A 20,975-nucleotide genomic window follows, 5' to 3' on the forward strand; every position below is an offset into this window, starting at 1 on the left:
GTATACCGTGGTGAAAACAAAAAATTAGCCAGGGGGATGACTAAAATTGTAGGCCCGGTAAGCGCAAGCGCCACCGGGCGGTACAGTTCCTGTTTAACAGGCTGTTTTATTTAGGTTCAGTACCGAACCATTTTTTATAAATTTCGTTGTAGGTGCCGTTCTCTTTCAGGGTTTTCAGCGCGCCGTTCACCTTGGTACGCAGCTCGTCGCTGCCTTTCGGGAAGGCGATACCGTATTCCTGCGCTTCCAGAGATTCACCTACCGCTTTGAACTTGCCGTTGCCTGCGGTTTTGATGAAGTACAGGATATTTGGCGTGTCGTGCAGCACGGCGTCAGCACGGTTGGTGCCCAGCTCCATGTACGCGTTATCGATGTTCGGGAACTGGCGCAGGTCTTTGGTTTTGATGTTGGCTTTAGCGTAATCAACAGAACCGGTGCCGCTCTTCACCGCGACCACTTTGCCGTCGAGATCTTTCGCGCTTTTCACGTCGTTGTTGTCCGCTTTCACCATGACCAGCAGGCCGCTTTTGTAGTAGCCGTCAGAGAAGTCGATAGCTTTTTTACGTGCGTCAGTGATGGTGATACCGGCCAGCGCCAGGTCAACGTTTTTGGTTTGCAGTGCCGGAACGATGCCGCTGAAGTCCATTGGCTTCAGGGTGTAGTCCAGTTTCAGTTCTTTCGCGACGGCCGCCCACAGATCCACGTCAAAACCAACGTACTGATCGCCCTGCTTAAATTCAAACGGTACGAAGGCGGTGTCGGTGGCGACAATCAGTTTTTTATCAGCAGCCTGAGAAGAAACCGCAAAAGCCAGGGTAAGTGCAGCCAGTGAAACTTTTAATACAGACTTCATAGCATTTCCTTTTATATCCACGGGGCGATCCCCTGCGAGAACGAACGGCTCTATGAAAAAATCGTGCCAACTTTGCAACAGGTTGTTTTTAAAAGGCCAGCACGCATTTCATTGCACAAAAAGTGTAGCAATGTCGGCGGATTGCACCATAACGAAGCACTGTTTTGGTGCAGCACTACGCCATCACTAACGGTTATGCTATTAAGCGCAAATATTGATGAGAAAACAATCTTTCGTTAACGATTGTGTGAGGTGATTATTACAAATGCTTTACGTTTGCGGCGGGAAAGGTGAAATGTGTGCACTATAAAAGTGCAAAACCCCCGCCAGAGGCGAGGGTGTAAGAGCAAAATGCTATAGGTTACTCAATGTTAGACTCAATGAACCACAGGAACTGATCCAGGTCGCGGGAGGCCGCGGTCAGAATGTCAGCGGTATCTTCGTCTTTAGCTTCACCAATCGCTTTACGTACGTCGTTAGCCACGACAGCGTAACGATCTGCCAGCTCTTTCAGGTGATCCTGCACGCTGTGGATGTCCAGCGGGTAGCTTTTCAGCGCCGTTTTGCTGTTGATCACCTGGGTAGTGCCCAGCGCCACGCCGCCCAGCTGCACGGCACGTTCCGCCATGGTATCCAGATGGGTAGTCAGTGCGGTACGGAAGCCATCCAGCATCTCGTGGACAGCAATAAAGTTAGCGCCGCGCATATTCCAGTGGGCCTGTTTGGTAATCAGCGACAGGTCAATAAACTGGATCACCTGGCGATTCAGCAACTCAATCGTCGCTTTCTTATCGCTGTCAGAGACATCGTTACGGGTATAGAGCAGATTAGGTGCTTTCGTTTTTACCAGTTTAGCGGTAGGCATAATCTCATTTCCTCTTGATGTTGGCGTCCAAAGTAATTTCCGAAATCAAGTATAGCACCGGCTATAGAAGGCGCGATTGGGTCCTGCCTATTGGTTTAATAGAGAAAGGCGGGTTGTGATAGTTAAATAGTTGATAATAAAAAGATATTTATATTTTAGGGTAAATTTATCTTATTTTCACCGGGCGGGTGTGAGGCGAAGGGGATATTTCAAAATAATGACGGTTATTGCGAATGGGAATATTTCGCCGGGAAACCGATCCCCCGGCAAAATAATATCGTTTAGCGGATATCCACCTCTTCGACTTTACTCTCCCGGCGCAGGGTGAGCGTCGACCCCATCGACGCGGCAATGATCGAGCAGAGCGCCAGCGTCTGGGTAAAGGTCAGAGATTCGCCCAGGAACACCATCCCGGACATGGCCGCCAGGGCGGGCTCCATGCTCATCAGGGTGCCGAAGATGCGCGTCGGCAGACGCGTCAGGGCAATCATCTCCAGCGAGTAGGGAAGTGCGGTTGAGAGTACCGCCACCGCCAGGCCCACCGGCAGGATCGACCACTGCCAGATCGACTCGGTGGCCTGCGCCATTCCCAGCGGTACAAAGACGATGGCGGCGATCAGCGACCCCAGCGCCACGGTGGCCGGGCCGTGCTCTTCCCCGGCACGCTGCCCGGTAAGAATGTAGACCGCCCAGCAGGCCCCCGCGCCCAGCGCCAGGGCCGCGCCGGTCAGGTCAACGTGCGAGACGTCCTGACCCAGCGGCAGCAGAAACCACAGCCCCAGCACCGCCAGCACCACCCAGACAAAGTCCACCGGACGACGGGAGGAGAACAGGGCTACCGCCAGCGGGCCGGTGAACTCCAGCGCCACGGCGATCCCCAGCGGCACCGTCTGAATCGACAGGTAGAAGAGATAGTTCATCGCCCCCAGCGACAGCCCGTAAAACAGCAGGGGCAAGCGTTGCTCTTTCTTAAAACGCAACCGCCAGGGTTTAAAGATCACGACCAGGATCAGGGTACCGAGCGCAATACGCAGCGCCGTCACGCCAGGGGCGCCCACGATCGGGAAGAGCGATTTTGCCAGCGAGGCGCCGCTCTGAATCGAGAGCATGGCAATGAGAATGACAATTACGGGCAACCAGACTGGCGCCCTGCGAGACAACCCAGGCATCCTTTCTCCTGTCAATTTCTGTCAAAGGAAGTAAAGAGGGGGAGTGTAAAGGAAATAACGCCGCACGGTTGAGACTTTGTTGAAAAAAAGTCGCCACAAATCCGTAAAATAGCCTCATAGCGCCGGGTGATTTCTGTAACAGATTAGGAATCGTCTGGATGAATGTATTGTGACTGACGCGCAAAATCAGGTTTGTGAAACATAAATTCGGTGTTTTTTGAACAAGATAGCTGCGGGTGGAAATGTTTAGTTACATGAAAAGCCGCGTTAGACATCACGAATCACAAAGAGTTTCACAAGTTTTTTTGATATATTTAAAACTTACGGATTTACTTGAAGCACATTTGAGGTGGTTATGAAAAAAATTGCATGTCTTTCAGCACTGGCAGCTGTTCTGGCTGTTTCCGCAGGTTCCGCTGTCGCAGCGACCTCTACCGTGACTGGCGGTTACGCTCAGAGCGATATGCAGGGCGTGATGAACAAAACCAACGGTTTCAACCTGAAATATCGCTACGAGCAGGACAACAACCCGCTGGGTGCCATCGGTTCCTTCACCTACACTGAGAAAGACCGTTCCGAAGACGGCGCTTACAACAAAGCTCAGTACTACGGCATCACTGCTGGCCCGGCTTTCCGTCTGAACGACTGGGCAAGCATCTACGGTGTAGTGGGTGTTGGCTACGGTAAATTCCAGCAGACTGAAAACCAGGGCTTCAACCGCTCTGCTACCAACAGCGACTATGGCTTCTCCTATGGCGCAGGTATGCAGTTCAACCCAATCGAAAACGTTGCGCTGGACTTCTCCTATGAGCAGAGCCGCATCCGTAACGTTGACGTTGGCACCTGGATCGCAGGCGTAGGTTACCGCTTCTAATCACTTCGGTGAGCCAGTAAAAAAACCCGCTTCGGCGGGTTTTTTGTTTTTGTCATTTCCCCTCATAAGAGGGTCAGGCTGCGCGGTCGTTACCGGCTTTTCGTCTCAAACAGGTCCGTCCCCAGATGGTTGTAATCCACTTTCTGTAGCTTAAAGTTGGTCACATACACCGGCGGCGCTTTGTCGTTCGACATGAAGCGGTACTTACTGGCGATCTCTTTCGCGCCGATCCCCGTCCACTGCGAGAAGAAGCTTAAAAAATCATTCGCGGAACGGCGCGCCTTGACGATACGATGCGCTTTGTCATCGCTCGACAGCACCATAAACGGCACCTGGAAGTTCTGCTGGAAGCTGTCGTCGTGTGCCAGGTACTGCACCTCTTTGCCGCGCTCTTTAAACGCCAGTCCGTGATCGGAGAAATAGACCATTGAGAAGCTCTCACCGGTATTTTGCAGCTGGGCATAGAGCTTGCTGAGCAGGTCATCAGTCTGGGTCATGGTGTAGAGGTAGCACGAGGTCTCTTTCGACTGCACGAACTCTGCATATTTCCCCTGGGTGCGGTCGCAGGCTTGCGGATGGGAGCCCATCAGGTGCAGAACGATGAGCTGTGGCTGGGTGCGATGGCTGCTGAAGACTTGTTCGGTCATCTTGAGTAACGCCTCATCCCGGGTGTTTTTATCTGCCTCGAAATCACCGCTTTTCAGGAACTGCACTTCGTCAGCCCGTTTAGCAATGCTGGCGATGGCGGTATCGTATTCACCAATCTGCCCCTGGTTCGAGAACCACCAGCTCTGGAAGCCCGCGCGGTTGGCGAGGGTCACAAAGTTATCCTGATACTGCGGCTTGTTGTCCACCACCCGGTTGAGCGTCAGCCCGAGCGACTTCTGCGTTGAACCGCTGGCGGCAACGTAGTCGGTAAACAGGGTGCCGTTAACTTTGCTGGCAAACGGGGTGTTATTCCAGTGTCCACCGAAGGCACCCAGCGCGTCGCGGCGGGCGCTTTCACCAATCACCACCATATAGATGTGATACTTAGGTTTCACCGCCAGCACGTTCCAGGTGTCCTTCATCTGCGACAGCTCGGCCATCCGGGCCTGCTCTTCAACCACTTCCTGGTTGTTCACCACCACATCTTTGACAAAGCGAAACACCGGATAGCCGGAATCTTTCAGCTTGAAGACGCCGCCCCAGGCCAGGTTTTGCACCGGGGCGACGAAAAAGGCCACCACGCTGAAGACCAGACACAGGCTGTCGATTTTGCCCCACGCCTTTTTAGGCTGCGGCTTGCGGCGCACGGCGATTACGCCGAGGGCAAAGATAAACAGGCCGACGACGTAGCTGTACCACGGGAAGATGGTGAGGATCTCCGTCGACTCCTCCATGTTGGTGGAGTGCATCGCCAGCAGAGTATTAAAGTTGGGCGCGCCGTAGGCCTGGCCAAAGGGGAAATACATCGCCGCTACCAGCGAGCAGATGCCGAGCAGCCCTTTTTGCAGGCGCGGCGCGCTCAGCCAGAGCAGATGCAGGATACAGGTGAAAGCGACGGTATAGAGGATGCTGAATGAATAGCCGAGGGCGATATTAATCAGCAGCGACTGTAAAAAGTAGAATCCGGTCCACGGGCTTAAGGCCCGGCTGCGGGTAATGAGCGTGTCTTTCAGGGTTAAATTCATAGGTCACTATCGTGAAAACGCCATGTGCTCACCCTGGCGCCAAGGGTCTAAACCTGCCTGAGAATGCGTAGAAGGGGAGAGGAGGTCCGCATCTGCGAGCCGCAAATAGTGCAGGGCTGCAAGAAGATAGAGCCAGTGGCCGTTAAGGTCAACAGTTATAAAGGGGGTGTTTTGCGAAGAGGATTACATTTCCGCAAAAAAGGTCCGGGCATAGCGTGGAGACGAACAGTTTAGAGGGGATAAATGACACAAAAATGAAGCGGCGTACCGCGACGCCGCCTAGTGGGAAGGTTTGTTCTGCTGTGGCTTGCCGTTAATGATGTCGCAAATCATATTCAGCAGCATTAAGCGTACTTTAAAGGGAGAGTGGCTGAACACGCGTATACACCTCTTGAATTCGTTCATCGTAACCTCCTGCGGGTTGATCCCTTCGATCCGTGAAGGGTGACTGCATTACATACAGATATAGCACAGGCTATGTTATATGGCTACGGCTATAACGTTAATTTTTTGTGCTTATAGAGTGATGGTTTACAATGGCCGCTTATCTATTGATACGCTTGATGTGTCCCCCGCTTGAGGAAGCACAATGAACCGCCGTGCAGGTAAACCAACAACAAAAAAAATGACGCAACTGGTCAACGTCGAAGAGCATGTCGAAGGCTTTCGCCAGGTTCGCGAAGCGCATCGTCGCGAGCTGATCGATGATTATGTCGAGCTGATCTCCGATCTGATCCGTGAGGTGGGGGAGGCCCGTCAGGTGGATATGGCCGCACGCCTTGGCGTGTCGCAGCCGACGGTGGCAAAAATGCTCAAGCGTCTGGCAACAGTGGGTCTGATCGAAATGATCCCCTGGCGCGGGGTCTTTCTTACCCCGGAAGGGGAGAAGCTGGCGCAGGCGAGTCGCGAGCGCCATCAGATTGTCGAAAACTTCCTGCTGGTGCTGGGCGTCAGTCCCGACATCGCCCGCCGCGACGCCGAGGGCATGGAACATCACGTCAGCGAAGAGACGTTGCAGCAGTTCCTGGCCTTTACCCTTAAATATGGATCTTCCGCGGAATGACCCTGCCAGGCCTGCGGGCGCTGGCCCGCGATCGTTTCTTTCATCTGTTACTGGTGGTTGGGGCAGGGCTCAGTTTCCTGGTGCCCTTCGCACCTGAGCGCTGGCCTGACGCCATCGACTGGCACACCATCATTACCCTCGCCGGGTTGATGATGCTGACCAAAGGGGTCGAGCAGAGCGGTTTTTTTGACGTTCTGGGGCGCAAGATGGTGCGCCGTTTCGCCACCGAGCGACGGCTGACGCTGTTTATGGTCTTCTCTGCCGCGCTGCTCTCGACCTTTCTTACCAACGATGTGGCGCTCTTTATCGTGGTGCCGCTCACCCTCACGCTGCGCAAGCTGTGCGAAATCCCGGTTAACCGGCTGATCATCTTTGAGGCGCTGGCGGTCAACGCCGGATCGCTGCTGACCCCGATTGGCAACCCGCAAAACATCCTGCTGTGGGGGCGCTCCGGGCTGTCGTTTGCCGCTTTCACCTGGCAGATGGCGCCCCTGGCGCTGGTAATGGTGACAACCCTGATGGCCCTGTGCTGGTTCGCCTTTCCGGCAACGCCGCTGCGCTACCACAGCGGCAATGCGGCGACCCAGTCGAAACCGCGGCTGGCGTGGAGCTGTCTGGCGCTCTATCTGGTGTTTCTGGTAGCCCTCGATCTCAAGCAGGAGCTGTGGGGCGTGCTGCTGGTGGCGGGAGGATTCCTGCTGCTGGCGCGCCGGGTGCTGATAAGCGTCGACTGGACGCTGCTGCTGGTCTTTATGGCGATGTTTATCGACGTGCATCTGCTGATTCAGGTCCCGGCTTTACAGGGCGTGCTGCAAAACGTCACCCATCTGTCGCAGCCGGGCCTCTGGCTAACGGCCATCGGGCTGTCGCAGTTTATCAGCAACGTGCCGTCTACCATCCTGCTGCTTAACTACGTGCCGCCGACGGCGCTGCTGGCATGGGCGGTGAACGTAGGGGGCTTTGGCCTGCTGCCAGGATCCCTCGCAAACCTGATCGCCCTGCGTATGGCAAACGATCGCCGCATCTGGTGGCGCTTCCACCTCTGGTCTTTGCCAATGCTGGTCTGGGCCGGGCTCGTCGGATTCGGATTATTCCTTCTCATATAGTGCCACATTTGTCAGTTTTTCCTGGCAAATGTATAGCAACGTCCTAACTTTAGTGGGCGGCATAAATTGTGATGCCGTTCACTAACAGGATGGATGCTGTTCTATGGCGGAAGAAAATCAACCCTCAGAAAACACCGATAATAAAGAGACTGAACGTAAACGCCCCGGCAAAAAGCCGCTGATTATTCTCGGCATTGTGGTGATCGTGATGGTCATCGTGGCGCTGGTATGGTGGTTTATGACCCGTAACCAGGAGACCACCGACGACGCCTTCACCGAAGGCGACGCCGTGACCATCGCCCCGAAAACCGCAGGCTATGTCACCGAGCTGCGGGTGCGCGATAACCAGCGGGTGAAAAAGGGCGATCTGCTGGTGACTATCGATCCCCGGGACACCAGCGCCCAGCGCGACCAGGCAAAAGCCCAGCTTGGCCTGGCCGAGGCCCAGCTTCATCAGGCCCAGGCGCAGCTGGCTCTCTCGAAGGTGCAGTATCCTGCCCAGCGTGATGAAGCCAACGCTCAGGTGATCAAAGCTCAGGCGGATCTTGCCAATGCCCAGGCGGAATATCGCCGCCAGCGCGGGGTCGATCCCCGCGCCACCACGCAACAGAGCATCGACGCGGCCAACGCCCAGCTGCGCAGCGCCCAGGCCCAGCTTGCCAGCGCCAAAGCCCAGCTTGAGGTGGCCTCGCAGGTGCAGCTGCAAATTCGCCAGCAGGAGACCAACGTCGAAGCCCGGGAGCGTCAGGTGGAGCAGGCCCGCGCCCAGCTGGAGACCGCCGAGCTCAACCTCTCTTATACCCAGGTCCGCGCCCCCTTTGATGGCTACATCACCAAACGCAACGTCCAGACCGGCACCCTGGTGCAGGCGGGCACCGCGCTCTTCTCGCTGGTCTCGACCGATATCTGGGTGGTCGCCAACTTTAAAGAGTCGCAGCTGGAGCGAATGCGCCCCGGCAATAAGGTGACCCTGAGCGTGGACGCCTGGCCGGATCTGGAGCTGGAAGGGCATATCGACTCTATCCAGCAGGGGAGCGGCTCGCGCTTCGCCGCCTTCCCGTCGGAGAACGCCACCGGCAACTTTGTGAAGATCGTCCAGCGCGTGCCGGTAAAAATCGTTATCGACAAAGGTCTGGATCCCAACCAGCCGCTGCCGCTCGGCCTCTCGGTTGAACCTAAGGTCACCGTAGAATGAGTGAGCACAGCCACGAAAACTGGCGGCCCGCCAGCAACCCGTGGGCGGTGGCGATTGTCGTCACCCTGGCGGTGTTTATGGAGATCCTGGACACCACTATCGTGAACGTGGCGCTGCCCCACGTGGCGGGCTCGCTCTCCGCCAGCTACGACGAATCCACCTGGGTGCTCACCAGCTATCTGGTGGCTAACGGCATCGTGCTGCCTATCTCGGCGTTTCTGAGCCGGGTCTTTGGCCGCAAGCAGTTCTTCCTGATCTGCATTGTGATGTTCACCGTCTGCTCCTTCCTGTGCGGCATCGCCACCGAGCTGTGGCAGATCATCCTGTTTCGCATCATGCAGGGCTTCTTCGGCGGCGGGTTACAGCCCACCCAGCAGTCGGTGCTGCTCGACTACTTTAAGCCGGAAGATCGCGGCAAGGCTTTCGGCCTGTCGTCCATCGCCATTATCGTCGCCCCGGTGCTGGGGCCGACGCTCGGGGGCTGGATCACCGATAACTACTCCTGGCGCTGGGTATTCTTTATTAATATCCCGGTGGGTATCGTGACGGTGCTGGCGATCTACCAGCTGCTGGAAGATCCGCCCTGGGAGAGTAAATCGAAAGAGAAGATCCCTATCGACTGGACGGGCATCGGCCTGATCGCGCTGGGTCTCGGTTGCCTGCAGGTGATGCTCGACCGGGGCGAGGACGAAGACTGGTTCAACTCGAACTTTACCCGCACCTTCGCGGTGCTGACGCTGACTGGCATTATCGGTGCTATCTACTGGCTGCTGTATGCCAAAAAGCCGGTGGTGGATCTGCACTGCATGAAGGATAAAAACTTTGCCGTCTCCAGCCTGCTGATGGCCGGGATGGCAATGATCCTGTACGGCAGCTCGGTGGTGATCCCGCAGCTGGCGCAGCAGGATCTGGGCTATACCGCCACCTGGTCCGGGCTGGTGTTGTCGCCTGGGGCAATACTTATCGTCCTCACTATCCCGCTGGTGCTGAAGCTGATGCCGATTGTGCAGACGCGCTGGATCATCGCCTTCGGCTTTACCTGCCTGGCGGTATCGTTCTTCTGGTCGCGGACGCTCACGCCGGATATCGACTTCGAGACCCTGGTGCTGTTCCGCAGCGCGCAGTCAATCGGGCTGGGGTTCCTGTTTGTGCCCCTGACCACCATCGCCTTTATCTCGATTCCCCGGCGGCTGAACGCCGACGCCGCGGCGCTCTTTACCATGTTCCGCAACGTGGCGGGGTCGATCGGCATTTCGCTCTCGACGGCGGCCATTACCGAGCGCTCGCAGGCCCACAGCGCCCATCTGGCCACGCATACCTCGGCGTTCGACGAGCCGTTCCAGCACGCCATCCGCGAGATGGCGCAGGCGGTGCAGAACTTTACCACCCAGGTGGGCGACCCCGCCGGTATCGCTACCGGGCGCATGTACCAGGTGATGATCGAACAGTCGCGCTTCCTGGCCTACATCGACGTCTTCACCCTTCTGAGCGTGGTGGCCCTCTTACTGATTCCGTTTTGTTTGTTGCTCTCGCCGGTTAAGAGCGAGGGGAGTGCAGGAGCACACTGATGATTTGCAGACGTTTAAGCCCCCTGATGTTAATGCTGTTGCTGGCAGGCTGTGCCGTGGGACCGGACTACCAGCAGCCCGCGCCGCAAACCCCGACGCACTGGAACGATCCGGGTGACGGCGGCGTGAAATCGCAAACCGCGTCCACCGCCATCAACCCGCGCTGGTGGAAAACCTTCGGCGATCCGCAGCTGGACAGCCTGATCGAACGCGCCATTGCCGGCAACCTGTCGCTACAGCAAACCGTGCTGCGCATCGCCGGGGCGCGGGAGAAGATCAACCAGGCGGGCGGGGCCTTCTTCCCGGCGGTGAACGGTAACCTCCAGGCCACCCGGCAGCAGCTGGGGCTGGAGGGAGAACTGAAATCCCACGGCGTATACGACCAGCTGGATGAGGTGGACCCCGAACTGCGCGGGGCGCTGGGACCGCTGACCCAGCCGATTAATCTCTATCAGGGCAGCTTCGACGCCCAGTGGGAGCTGGATCTGTGGGGCAAGGTACGGCGTCAGGTGGAAGCCGCCGATGCCCAACAGCAGGCGGCCATTGAGCAGCGTAACGACGCCCTGGTATCGCTGGAGGCCGAAGTCGCCCGCGGCTGGCTCCAGCTGCGCGGGGCCCAGAGCAGCATCGCGACCCTTAACACGCAAATCGAGAGCGCGCAGCAGACCCTGGAGCTGACCGACAGCCGCCAGCGCGGCGGCCTGTCGCCGCAGATGGACGTGGAGAATGCCCGCGCCCAGCTCGGCAACCTGGAGGCGCAGCTCCCGCAGTATGAAGCCCAGGCGCGGCAGGCGATGAACGGCCTGGCGATCCTGCTGGGCAAACCGCCGGGGGCGCTGGACGGCGAGTTACAGGCCAGCAAACCGCTGCCCGCGCTGCCGGAAATCGTCCCCACCGGTATTCCCTCCACCCTGGCGCGGCGACGTCCGGACGTGCGTGAAGCCGAGGCAAACCTGCATGCGGCCACGGCGCAGATCGGCGTGTCGGTGGCGCAGCTGTTTCCCAGCGTCTCGCTCAGCGGCCAGTTTGGCCTGCGCAACAGCGAAGCCAGCTGGCTCACCGACTGGAGCAGCCACTTCTACAGCGTCGGGCCGCAGGTTTCCATCCCCATCTTCCAGGGCGGCCGGCTGGTCTCCAGCGTGAAGGTCGCCCGCGCGCAGCAGGGCGCCGCGGTGCTGGAATATCGTCAGACGGTGCTCACCGCGCTGGGCGATGTAGAAAACGCGCTGGTCAGCTACCGCGCCGACCAGAAGCGGGAGGCGGGATTAAGCAAAACTATCGATGCGCTGCAAAACGCCTTCGATCTGGCGAGCAGCAGCTATCGTCAGGGGATCGCTACTTTTATCGACGTGCTGGATGCCCAGCGTCAGCTGGCGCAGGCGCAGCAGCAGCGGGATCAGGCCCGGGTCCAGAGCGCGCTGGATCTGGTGGCGCTCTATAAAGCCCTCGGCGGGGGCTGGGAGCCGTATCAGCAGGTTCAGCTGCCGGACTACGCCGTCTTTGGCGACGCCCCGCGCGGATAAGTTCAGAGGATTGGGCAAGAAACGGGCAGGAACCGCACATTCGCCATCGGCGTGAGCCGGGTATAACTATCGGGTACTCAACACACGAGGAGCGTCAAATGCGATATCAAAAACTGGGTAATACCGGCCTGCTTGTTTCTGAACTCTGCCTCGGCACCATGACCTTCGGCGGCGAAGGCGGCATGTGGGGCAAAATCGGTCAACTCCAGCAGCAGGAGGCCGAACAGCTGATCGGGCGCGCGCTGGACGCGGGGATCAATTTTATCGACACCGCCAACGTCTATTCAGAAGGGCGTTCGGAAGCAATCACCGGCCAGGCGCTGAAGAACCTGAAGATCCCGCGCGAAAACGTGGTGGTGGCGACCAAAGTCTTTGGCGAGACGGGCACCGCCGGGGTCAACTCCCGCGGCAGTTCCCGCTATCACATCATCAGCAGCGTGAAGGAGAGTCTGCGCCGCATGCAGCTGGATCATATCGATCTCTATCAGCTGCACGGTTTCGACCCGGCCACCCCCATCGAAGAGATGCTCTATGCCCTGGATAACCTTGTCCAGCACGGCCACGTGCGTTATATCGGCGTTTCCAACTGGGCGGCCTGGCAGATTGTGAAAGCGCTGGGGATCTCCGAGCGGCTGGGGCTGGCCCGTTTTGCCTCCCTGCAGGCTTACTACACCATCGCGGGCCGCGATCTTGAACGCGAGCTGGTGCCGATGTTGCAAAGTGAGAAGGTGGGGTTAATGGTCTGGAGCCCGCTGGCAGGCGGGCTGCTGAGCGGCAAATATGGCCGCGACGGCCAGGTGCAGGGCGGTGGCCGCCGCCAGGAGTTTGACTTCCCGCCGGTGGATAAAGCGCGGGCATTTGACTGCGTGGACGTGATGCGCAACATTGCCGACAGCAAAGGGGTTTCGGTCGCGCAGATTGCCCTCGCCTGGCTGCTCCATCAGCCGGTGGTCAGCAGTGTGATTGTGGGGGCGAAGCGGGTGGATCAGCTGGACGACAATATCGCCGCGACGGCGATTCACCTCAGCGATGACGAGCTGAAACAGCTGGATGCGGTGAGCGCGCTGCCACGTGAATATCCTGGCTGGATGCTGGAGCGGCAGGGGGAGTATCGCCGTAACCAGTTGGCGCAGCAGTAACCCTGTTCAGGCTGCAGAGAAGCCGGGTGGCGGCTGCGCCTTACCCGGCCTACAAACGACCCGTAGGCCCGGCAAGCGTAGCGCCGCCGGGCATTGCCGCACGCAACAGCAGTAACAGCCAATAAAAAAGCGGGCCATCAGGCCCGCTTTTTTTATGACGCATTCTGCAATCAGTTCAGACGAACCGGCATCCCGGAACGGTTGTTGATCGCTTGCTCAACGATGGTCGCATCCACGTCCTGCTGGCCGGTGATAGCCTGCACGTTGCTGGTCAGGGTGACCGGCACGGTGACGTTATTGTCGATCTGCTCTTCGCTGGTGGACAGCGGGTTATGCACTTCGAGGTAACGGCTGCCATCGGGCTCGGTGGTCGCTTTTACCGGCTCGTTGATGAACTGTACGCGGGTGCCAACCGGCACGTTCTCGAACAGGAACTTGATGTCGTCGTTACGCAGACGCACACAGCCGTGGCTCACGCGCAGGCCGATACCGAAGTTGGCGTTGGTGCCGTGGATCGCATACAGACGACCGATATACAGCGCGTACAGACCCATCGGGTTATCCGGGCCGGCAGGCACAACGGCTGGCAGCGGCTCGCCCGCGGCAATGTACTCGGCGTGCATTTTCGCGGTTGGGGTCCAGGTTGGGCCGGCTTTCTTACGCTCAACCTTGGTGGTCCAGTTCATCGGGGTATCTTTGCCCAGCTGGCCGATACCGATTGGCAGCACGATCACCGTGTTGGTGCCTTTCGGGTAGTAGTACAGACGCATTTCGGCACTGTTGATCACGATGCCTTCATGCACGGTGTCCGGCAGGATCAGCTGCTGAGGAATGTTCAGCACGGTACCGCCTTTCGGCAGATAAGGGTCAACACCCGGGTTGGCTTCCATCATGTTGGAGAGGCCGAGCTGATATTCTGCTGCGAAATATTCCAGCGGCTGGGTGTTGCCTTCTTCAATGGTCACAACCTGGTTCTGACCCACCAGACGGCTACCGTCGGTTGGCAGTGGATAGGTGACAGCAGAAGCGGTCTTGCAAAACCCTACTACGGCAAACGCCGCCGCAAAAAGCGAAGTTAATTTCATATTCATGGTGTGCGAGGTATCTGTGCCACTTGGCAGGTTGTTTAAAAGTCTGAACGGTTTAGGGAGCGCATTATATGTGCATTCCTGACCGCATGGAATTCGGATGTGTACTAAATCACACTTTTTTCCGTTTCGTTAAAGTTTAGCGTTATGTTGTTACACGGGATCTCATTTCGGAATTGTGGCATAATGCCGGGTTTATCACACTTCTCGCAGGAATCTCCCGTGTTAGTTACCAGCAACGTCACTATGCAGTTTGGCAGTAAGCCGCTGTTCGAAAACATTTCCGTCAAATTTGGCGGCGGCAACCGTTACGGCCTGATTGGTGCCAACGGTAGCGGAAAATCCACCTTCATGAAGATCCTCGGCGGCGATTTAGAGCCGACGCTGGGCAACGTTTCTCTCGATCCGAACGAACGCATCGGTAAGCTACGTCAGGATCAGTTCGCCTTTGAAGCGTTCACCGTTCTTGACACGGTGATCATGGGCCACGGTGAGCTGTGGGAAGTGAAGCAGGAGCGCGACCGCATCTATGCCCTTGCCGAAATGAGCGAAGAAGACGGCTATAAAGTGGCCGACCTCGAAGTGCAGTACGGTGAAATGGACGGCTACTCTGCCGAGTCCCGTGCCGGTGAGCTGCTGCTGGGCGTGGGCATTCCGGTTGAACAGCACTACGGTCTGATGAGCGAAGTCGCGCCAGGCTGGAAGCTGCGTGTTCTGCTGGCGCAGGCGCTGTTCTCTAACCCGGATATCCTGCTGCTCGACGAACCGACGAACAACCTGGACATCGATACCATTCGCTGGCTGGAGCAGACGCTGAACGAGCGTAACAGCACCATGATCATCATCTCGCACGACCGTCACTTCCTGAACATGGTCTGCACCCACATGGCGGATCTGGACTACGGCGAGCTGCGCGTCTATGCAGGCAACTACGACGAGTACATGACCGCCGCGACCCAGGCGCGTGAGCGTCTGCTGGCCGACAACGCCAAGAAAAAGGCGCAGATTGCGGATCTGCAATCCTTCGTCAGCCGCTTCAGCGCCAACGCCTCTAAATCGCGTCAGGCGACCTCGCGTGCCCGTCAGATCGACAAAATCAAGCTGGATGAAGTTAAAGCCTCCAGCCGTCAGAACCCGTTCATCCGCTTTGAGCAGGACAAGAAGCTGTTCCGTAACGCGTTGGCCGTCGAAGAGCTGTCAAAAGGTTTCGACAACGGTCCGCTGTTTAAGAACTTCAACCTGCTGCTGGAAGTGGGCGAGAAGATCGCTATTCTGGGTGCCAACGGCGTGGGTAAATCCACCATGCTGAAGACCCTGGTAGGTGAACTGGCCCCGGATAACGGCACCGTAAAATGGTCCGAGAACGCGCAGATTGGTTATTACGCGCAGGATCACGCCGAAGATTTCGACAACGATCTGACCGTTTTCGACTGGATGAGCCAGTGGAAATCAGAAGGCGATGACGAGCAGGTGGTGCGCAGCTTCCTCGGCCGTCTGCTGTTCAGCCAGGACGACATCAAAAAGCCGGCGAAGGTGCTCTCCGGTGGTGAGAAAGGCCGTATGCTCTTCGGCAAGCTGATGATGCAGAAACCGAACATTCTGGTGATGGACGAACCGACCAACCACCTGGATATGGAATCGATCGAATCGCTGAACATGGCGCTGGAGATGTATCAGGGCACCCTGATCTTCGTCTCTCACGACCGTGAATTTGTAAGCTCCCTGGCGACCCGCGTAATTGAAATTACGCCGGAGCGCGTGGTGGACTTCAGCGGTAACTACGAAGATTACCTGCGCAGTAAAGGTATCGATAACTAAAAAAAGCCCGGTGGCGCTACGCTTACCGGGCCTACGAATCTGCGGTCTGTCACGCCGGGCGGCGCATGCGCTTGCCCGGCCTACGATATGGGGTGGGTTTTGTAGGCCGGGTAAGGCGAAGCCGCCACCCGGCGCATCAGTTGGTCAGGATATCCTTAAGCCATGCCCAGCGCGCGCTTGCCGTGGATGTTTAAATCATCCGTGGTGAAGCGCGACTGCCAGTCAGCCTCATAATCCTCGCGCGGGAAATCGCCCGGAGAGGCCCCGGTTTCCAGCGCCGCTTTCACCTTCTTCGCGTAGGCGAGGTTTTTCTCGCACATCGGTGCTGCCGGAATGTACATCACGTTGCCCCAGCCCTGCTGGTTCTCAACGGGGGCCACGGAGTGGATCACATCGCAGTGCCACCACACGGAATCACCCGCTTCCAGCGCCGGAATGCTGGTGAGGGCTTCAATCAACAGCGGATGCCACTTCTCAGAGATCGGCAGCACGCGACCCGGCGCCACGCCGCAGAGTTCATCTTCCGGCACATCATCCAGCAGCGGACGCAGCAGGATATAGGCCATCGCTTCCGGGATCGGCACCACGTGCAGCAGACCCTGATCCGGGATCATGTCGGAGAGCGCGGTCCAGCCCTGGAAGGTGCGGAACACCGAGCACTTGGTGGTGTTATCCACGGTGTACTCTTCCACTTCGGTACGGTGCGCGGCATTCCAGGGATCGTATTGATCGATATTGCCATCGAACACCCGGGCGAAGACCTGCTGATAGGCCGGGAGCAGCCAGCGCTCCAGCGCGCCGGAGTCGGTGTGCGCCCCGAGGCCTTTCGAGGTGGTTCCCGGTGGACGGCGGCGAATGCGGTCCGGGTAGATCACACTCACGTCCGGGTTGAACCACTGTTTGCCGTTGCTCTCAAAGGTCCATAAACGGTTCAGGAACGACTGCACCTGCGCCATCCGTTCGCTCTGGCGGGCTTCCATCTGCGCGTGTGACCAGTAGATCGGGTAGATCTCCGGGCGCGACGCGGTCAGGCTGCCGAAGAAGTTATCTCCCGGGCCTTTGTAGACTTCATCAAAACGGTTGAGATCCAGATAGTCGAGCATCGCGTTATCCCAGGCCAGCGCCTGCTCACGCGGGAAATGACCTTTGATCACCGCACAGCCGCGACGCTTAACTGCCTCGCGCTGTTCCGGGCTGATGTTACCGCTCTGCACGTCGGCAAAGGGGATCACCGGCCAGACGGGATCGCCTTTGCTCTTCAGGGCATTAATTTCTGCCACACGGCTGGCAATCTTATCGCTCAGGCGATTGAACACCGCCTGCACGTCACCGATCTGCGCCCGCAGTTCGCGTTTCATCTGGCGGATCGCCGCTTTGTGGTCTGAAGGTAACGTTTCACTGGTAAAGGTTAAGGTCATAACAGCCTCGCTATCTTTCATTCGAAAGTAAAATTAATTACAAGTGATACTTTAGGTTAAAAATAAGTTAAAGCAAGTTAAATAACTTGATGAAGTGCACAGGCTGAGAAAAAAGAAGGGGGTTCGCCGGAGCAGGCTCCGGCGAAGGGGATCACTGGCTGAAAGGCGGGGTGTTATCAAGGACGGCCTGAATCACGTTCAGCGCGCCCTGGTGGTTATTGTCGTCGGCCTGATAGCGGGTAATGGCTTTGATGCTTTCGCCGGCGTTACCCATGGCGAAGGAGTAGTGGGCAAACTTCAGCATTTCGGCGTCGTTACCGCTGTCGCCAATCGCCACGCACTCCTGCGGGGAGATATGCCAGCGCTTGAGCAGACGGCTGAGGCCGTTGGCTTTATGCAGGCCGGGGATGATCAGATCGACAAAACCAAACCCGCTGGTCACCGGCTTCATGATGCCGTCGAGGGAGACGTGCAGGGCATCAATCAGGTTCGGGATATCGCTGTCGGGCAGGTTCAGCGAGAACTTAAACAGCACGTCGTCAATCTCGCGATAGTCGCTGACGCGCTGTAAGCGGTGATAGTGTTTTGACATCAGGTCAACGAACGCCTCGGGCGCCTGGTCGCTGACGTATGCGCTTTCCAGACCGCAGGCGACGAAGTTCAGGGAGGTATCTTTCAGCAGCTCACCAATCACAATCTGCGACTCGTGCTTCGTCAGCTCGCCGTGGAAAATCTGCTCGCCGTGATCGAACACCAGCGCGCCGTTTTCCGCCACGAAGGAGATCTGCGATTTCAGTTCCGGGAAGAAGGAGATGAGCTGGTAATACTGGTTGCCGCTGGCGACAACGAACTCAATATTCCGGGCCTGAAGTTGCTGGAACTGCGCCTGAAAGCGGTCACGATCGTACTGCTTGGCGTCATCAAGAAAAGTTCCGTCCATGTCGGTGACGATAACTTTAACGGTCATACATTGCGCTCCTGAGTCACTGCGTTATGAAACATTCTAATAACAAGGTGACGTGGAGCACAAATTTAATTTCGAATGAAAGTAAAAAGCCGGGTGGCGCTGACGCTTACCCGGCCTACATTTTAGCTCCCGTAGGCCGGGTAAGGCGCAGCCGCCACCCGGCGAGAAAGACCGCACGATCTTATAGGCCCGGTAAGCGTAGCGCCACCGGACATTGCCGAGGCTACAGCGTATGCTCAGTACGGGCGATAATATCGTCCTGCGCATCCGGTGACAGGGCGGTGAAGAACGCCGAGTAACCCGCCACGCGCACCACCAGATCCCGATACTGGTCCGGGTGTTTCTTCGCTTCCAGCAGCGTTTCGCGGGAGACGATGTTGTACTGGATATGCCAGCCTTTGTGCACCTCGAAGAAGGTCCGCAGCAGCACCATCAGCTTCTGGCGGTCGCTGTCGTTATCCAGCGTCGCCGGGTTGAGCTTCTGGTTCAGCAGCACGCCACCCAGAATCGCTTCGGTCGGCAGCTTCCCGACAGAACCAATTACCGCGGTCGGCCCCAGATGGTCAGTGCCGGAAGCCGGGCTTGCCCCTTCCGCCAGCGGGGTATGCGCTTTACGTCCATCCGGGGTCGCCATGGTTGCCGCACCAAAGGGCACGTTGGCGGAGATGGATGAGGTCCCGGCGTAGTAGTTGCCGCCAATCGGGCCGCGACCGTAGCGCGGATTGTGGTACTGCTTCAGCTCTTCGATGTAGGTCTGATACGCCCGGGCCAGCAGCAGATCCACGCTGTCGTCGTCGTTGCCGTACTTCGGTGCGCCGTTGATCAGACGCTGGCGCAGCTGCTCGTGGGTCAGCCCCTCGTAGTCATCCGCCAGCGCCGCCGCCAGCTGCTGCTGACCGATGGCTCCCTGGTCGAAGACCAGCTTCTTCACCGCCGCCAGGCTGTTGCCAAGGTTGGCGATCCCCACCTGCAGGCCAGAGACCCAGTCATACTTCGCGCCGCCCTGCTTGATGCTCTTCGCGCGCTCAATGCAGTCATCCACCAGCGCCGAGCAGAGAATGTCATGCACGTTCTCTTCCAGCATGGTATCCACCACGTACTCAATCTCGATGGATTTACGGGTGTAGTACTTAATCTGGCGGTCCCAGGCGGCCATCACTTCGTCGAAGTTGTTAAAGTTACCTTCAGAGAGCGCTTTGACCTGCGGCAGGAACACTTTGCCGCTGGTGGCGTCGCGGCCGCCTTCCATCGCCGCCAGCATTACGCGGGCGAAGTTGATAAAGCTCATCCCGGTGCAGCGGTAGCCCCATTTGCCGCCGACGGCGGTCTCAATACAGCCGATGGCGGCGTAGTCGTAAGCATCCGCTTTTTCGATGCCGAGCTTGATGAATTCGGGGATCACGATTTCATCGTTGTTAAAGGCTGGCATCCCGAAGCCGCAGCGGATCACCTGCACGCAGGCGTCGAGGAAGTCGTTGCTCATGCCCGCGTGGTAGCGCACGCTCAGGTTCGGCTGGGTGGAGCGCAGACGGCCGCAGGATTCCAGAATCGCATAAGAGAGCGGGTTAACCGCGTCCATCGCCACATCGTTCACCAGCTTCTGGCCGCCGATGGTGACGTTCTGATACAGCGGGCTCCCGGCTGAGGCTTTGGAGTGCGAGCCGGAGCGGATCTTGTTTACTTCCAGCAGCTTCAGCCAGCAGCTGTGCAGCAGCTCGATGGCGTGCTCACGATCCAGAGACTGGTTCAGCTCCACGTCGCGGCGGTAGTAGGGGTAGAGATACTGGTCCATACGGGCAAACGACACCGAGTGGCCGTTGGATTCAATCTGCAGGATCAGCTGGATGAAGTAGCACAGCTGCAGCGCCTGCCAGAAGGTTTTCGGCGGTTCGTGAGCGATCACATCGCAGTTCTCCGCCATCGCCAGCAGCTCGTCCCGGCGGGTTTCGCGGGTTTCGCTGGCGGCCATCTCACGGGCCAGATCGGCAAAGCGTTCGATATGCAGGCTCACCGCTTCCAGCACGATATCAATCGCTTTCAGGAACTGGTCGCCGTGCAGATCTTCCAGGCAGGTGAGGTTGATGCGGGAGCGGCGCTCGTCCACTTTATGACGCATCCCGTCGAGCCCTTTCTCCAGCACCAGCGGGAAGTTCACCGCCAGGTGTGCATCGCCGGAGGTCATGTTGCCTTCGGCTTTGATAATGCCGGTTTCCAGCAGGCCTTTCTGCTCATCGGTGAACATGCCGTAGCAGCGATCCTGCACCGTCTGGCCGCGCCACCACGGGCACAGCGCGTGCAGGACGCGTTTGTTCTCTTCGCTTACCGCAAAGCCTGCGCCCGGACGGTCGGCGAGATCGTCGATCTCTTTCTCAATCCACGAGACGGTGTATTCCGGGAAGATCGGCGCGGCGCGGACTTCGCTTGCCTGGTTGCCGATAATCAGCTCGTCATGTTTGATCCAGATGGTGCGCTGCGCCAGGTGGTGCGCCAGCGCCAGCGCGCGACGTACCGGGATCGGCTTATCCATATGCTGCTGGTACATTTCGGTGTAGTGCTGCGCACGCTCGGTACAGACCGGGGGCTTAACAATGTGGACCAGGGCAGTTTTATGCGCCTTAATGCGATCGCTCAGGGTAGAAAGATTCAGCTGTGTCAT

The 20,975-nt window shown here is 57.8% G+C and carries 17 protein-coding genes; 8 read left to right on the forward strand and 9 right to left on the reverse strand.

Annotated features, from left to right (window positions below; genetic code table 11):
• Nucleotides 1–106: 106 nt before the first annotated feature.
• The 3 genes from glnH to rhtA form a co-directional block, all read right to left on the reverse strand.
• Entirely contained in the window at nucleotides 107–853 is a 747-nt protein-coding gene (gene glnH, locus ES815_RS16585) for a glutamine ABC transporter substrate-binding protein GlnH (protein WP_142488786.1), read from the reverse strand.
• A gap of 361 nt (nucleotides 854–1,214) precedes the next feature.
• A complete protein-coding gene (dps, locus tag ES815_RS16595) occupies nucleotides 1,215–1,718 on the reverse strand; it encodes a DNA starvation/stationary phase protection protein Dps (RefSeq protein WP_142488788.1) in 504 nt (167 codons plus the stop codon).
• Nucleotides 1,719–1,999: 281 nt separating this feature from the next.
• Nucleotides 2,000–2,887: a threonine/homoserine exporter RhtA gene (gene rhtA / locus ES815_RS16600; RefSeq protein ID WP_142488789.1), complete on the reverse strand. Its 888-nt coding sequence runs from the start codon at nucleotides 2,885–2,887 to the stop codon at nucleotides 2,000–2,002.
• Between the two features lie 355 nt (nucleotides 2,888–3,242).
• On the opposite strand from rhtA, the gene ompX reads away from it, so the two are divergent.
• A complete protein-coding gene (gene ompX, locus ES815_RS16605; RefSeq protein ID WP_142488790.1) occupies nucleotides 3,243–3,761 on the forward strand; it encodes an outer membrane protein OmpX in 519 nt (172 codons plus the stop codon).
• 89 nt (nucleotides 3,762–3,850) lie between these two features.
• Here the strand turns inward: ompX and ES815_RS16610 are convergent, their stop codons facing one another.
• Both ES815_RS16610 and mntS read right to left on the reverse strand, forming a co-directional pair.
• A complete protein-coding gene (locus ES815_RS16610) occupies nucleotides 3,851–5,434 on the reverse strand; it encodes a phosphoethanolamine transferase (protein ID WP_142488791.1) in 1,584 nt (527 codons plus the stop codon).
• Nucleotides 5,435–5,713: 279 nt separating this feature from the next.
• Entirely contained in the window at nucleotides 5,714–5,839 is a 126-nt protein-coding gene (gene mntS / locus ES815_RS16615) for a manganase accumulation protein MntS (RefSeq protein WP_032617180.1), read from the reverse strand.
• Between the two features lie 184 nt (nucleotides 5,840–6,023).
• Here mntS and mntR point away from each other — a divergent pair, with 184 nt between their 5' ends.
• The 6 genes from mntR to ES815_RS16645 all read left to right on the forward strand — a co-directional run bounded on the left by mntR (nucleotide 6,024) and on the right by ES815_RS16645 (nucleotide 13,028).
• On the forward strand, nucleotides 6,024–6,497 hold the full coding sequence (mntR, locus tag ES815_RS16620) for a manganese-binding transcriptional regulator MntR (protein ID WP_032617181.1): 474 nt from the start codon (nucleotides 6,024–6,026) through the stop codon (nucleotides 6,495–6,497).
• Nucleotides 6,494–7,603, forward strand: coding sequence for an anion transporter (locus tag ES815_RS16625; protein ID WP_142488792.1), 1,110 nt, complete (start codon nucleotides 6,494–6,496; stop codon nucleotides 7,601–7,603). The genes mntR and ES815_RS16625 overlap by 4 nt, the downstream gene beginning before the upstream one ends.
• 103 nt (nucleotides 7,604–7,706) lie before the next feature.
• Entirely contained in the window at nucleotides 7,707–8,798 is a 1,092-nt protein-coding gene (locus ES815_RS16630; protein WP_142488793.1) for an HlyD family secretion protein, read from the forward strand.
• On the forward strand, nucleotides 8,795–10,366 hold the full coding sequence (locus tag ES815_RS16635) for a DHA2 family efflux MFS transporter permease subunit (protein WP_142488794.1): 1,572 nt from the start codon (nucleotides 8,795–8,797) through the stop codon (nucleotides 10,364–10,366). Before ES815_RS16630 ends, ES815_RS16635 begins: the two co-directional genes overlap by 4 nt.
• Nucleotides 10,366–11,889 carry an efflux transporter outer membrane subunit gene (locus ES815_RS16640; RefSeq protein ID WP_142488795.1) on the forward strand — a complete coding sequence of 508 codons (1,524 nt, stop codon included), beginning with the start codon at nucleotides 10,366–10,368 and terminating at the stop codon, nucleotides 11,887–11,889. Before ES815_RS16635 ends, ES815_RS16640 begins: the two co-directional genes overlap by 1 nt.
• A 98-nt stretch (nucleotides 11,890–11,987) precedes the next feature.
• Nucleotides 11,988–13,028 carry an aldo/keto reductase gene (locus ES815_RS16645; RefSeq protein ID WP_142488796.1) on the forward strand — a complete coding sequence of 347 codons (1,041 nt, stop codon included), beginning with the start codon at nucleotides 11,988–11,990 and terminating at the stop codon, nucleotides 13,026–13,028.
• A gap of 170 nt (nucleotides 13,029–13,198) precedes the next feature.
• Here ES815_RS16645 and ldtB read toward each other — a convergent pair whose 3' ends face one another.
• Complete coding sequence (ldtB, locus tag ES815_RS16650; protein WP_142488797.1) at nucleotides 13,199–14,119, reverse strand: L,D-transpeptidase; 921 nt, start codon at nucleotides 14,117–14,119, stop codon at nucleotides 13,199–13,201.
• A 219-nt stretch (nucleotides 14,120–14,338) separates the two neighbouring features.
• On the opposite strand from ldtB, the gene ES815_RS16655 reads away from it, so the two are divergent.
• A complete protein-coding gene (locus ES815_RS16655; RefSeq protein WP_142488798.1) occupies nucleotides 14,339–15,934 on the forward strand; it encodes an ABC-F family ATPase in 1,596 nt (531 codons plus the stop codon).
• 155 nt (nucleotides 15,935–16,089) lie between these two features.
• Here ES815_RS16655 and ES815_RS16660 read toward each other — a convergent pair whose 3' ends face one another.
• The 3 genes from ES815_RS16660 to ES815_RS16670 form a co-directional block, all read right to left on the reverse strand.
• Nucleotides 16,090–17,352 carry a DUF1479 domain-containing protein gene (locus ES815_RS16660; protein WP_142488799.1) on the reverse strand — a complete coding sequence of 421 codons (1,263 nt, stop codon included), beginning with the start codon at nucleotides 17,350–17,352 and terminating at the stop codon, nucleotides 16,090–16,092.
• A 151-nt stretch (nucleotides 17,353–17,503) separates the two neighbouring features.
• Nucleotides 17,504–18,319, reverse strand: coding sequence for a Cof-type HAD-IIB family hydrolase (locus ES815_RS16665; protein ID WP_142488800.1), 816 nt, complete (start codon nucleotides 18,317–18,319; stop codon nucleotides 17,504–17,506).
• 223 nt (nucleotides 18,320–18,542) lie between these two features.
• Nucleotides 18,543–20,975, reverse strand: a complete 2,433-nt coding sequence (locus tag ES815_RS16670; RefSeq protein WP_142488801.1) for a formate C-acetyltransferase/glycerol dehydratase family glycyl radical enzyme — start codon at nucleotides 20,973–20,975, stop codon at nucleotides 18,543–18,545.

This window comes from Leclercia adecarboxylata, from assembly GCF_006874705.1.
In the GTDB taxonomy this organism is placed as follows: domain Bacteria; phylum Pseudomonadota; class Gammaproteobacteria; order Enterobacterales; family Enterobacteriaceae; genus Enterobacter; species Enterobacter adecarboxylatus_C.

Excerpts from the sequence above, each read along its gene's own strand:
- ompX (WP_142488790.1), top strand. The coding sequence starts at position 3,243 with ATGAAAAAAATTGCATGTCTTTCAGCACTGGCAGCTGTTCTGGCTGTT.
- mntS (WP_032617180.1), bottom strand. The coding sequence starts at position 5,839 with ATGAACGAATTCAAGAGGTGTATACGCGTGTTCAGCCACTCTCCCTTT.
- ES815_RS16665 (WP_142488800.1), bottom strand. The coding sequence starts at position 18,319 with ATGACCGTTAAAGTTATCGTCACCGACATGGACGGAACTTTTCTTGAT.
- ES815_RS16610 (WP_142488791.1), bottom strand. The coding sequence starts at position 5,434 with ATGAATTTAACCCTGAAAGACACGCTCATTACCCGCAGCCGGGCCTTA.
- ES815_RS16625 (WP_142488792.1), top strand. The coding sequence starts at position 6,494 with ATGACCCTGCCAGGCCTGCGGGCGCTGGCCCGCGATCGTTTCTTTCAT.
- ES815_RS16630 (WP_142488793.1), top strand. The coding sequence starts at position 7,707 with ATGGCGGAAGAAAATCAACCCTCAGAAAACACCGATAATAAAGAGACT.
- rhtA (WP_142488789.1), bottom strand. The coding sequence starts at position 2,887 with ATGCCTGGGTTGTCTCGCAGGGCGCCAGTCTGGTTGCCCGTAATTGTC.
- ES815_RS16670 (WP_142488801.1), bottom strand. The coding sequence starts at position 20,975 with ATGACACAGCTGAATCTTTCTACCCTGAGCGATCGCATTAAGGCGCAT.
- ES815_RS16645 (WP_142488796.1), top strand. The coding sequence starts at position 11,988 with ATGCGATATCAAAAACTGGGTAATACCGGCCTGCTTGTTTCTGAACTC.
- ES815_RS16640 (WP_142488795.1), top strand. The coding sequence starts at position 10,366 with ATGATTTGCAGACGTTTAAGCCCCCTGATGTTAATGCTGTTGCTGGCA.
- ldtB (WP_142488797.1), bottom strand. The coding sequence starts at position 14,119 with ATGAATATGAAATTAACTTCGCTTTTTGCGGCGGCGTTTGCCGTAGTA.
- mntR (WP_032617181.1), top strand. The coding sequence starts at position 6,024 with ATGAACCGCCGTGCAGGTAAACCAACAACAAAAAAAATGACGCAACTG.
- ES815_RS16635 (WP_142488794.1), top strand. The coding sequence starts at position 8,795 with ATGAGTGAGCACAGCCACGAAAACTGGCGGCCCGCCAGCAACCCGTGG.
- ES815_RS16660 (WP_142488799.1), bottom strand. The coding sequence starts at position 17,352 with ATGACCTTAACCTTTACCAGTGAAACGTTACCTTCAGACCACAAAGCG.
- dps (WP_142488788.1), bottom strand. The coding sequence starts at position 1,718 with ATGCCTACCGCTAAACTGGTAAAAACGAAAGCACCTAATCTGCTCTAT.
- glnH (WP_142488786.1), bottom strand. The coding sequence starts at position 853 with ATGAAGTCTGTATTAAAAGTTTCACTGGCTGCACTTACCCTGGCTTTT.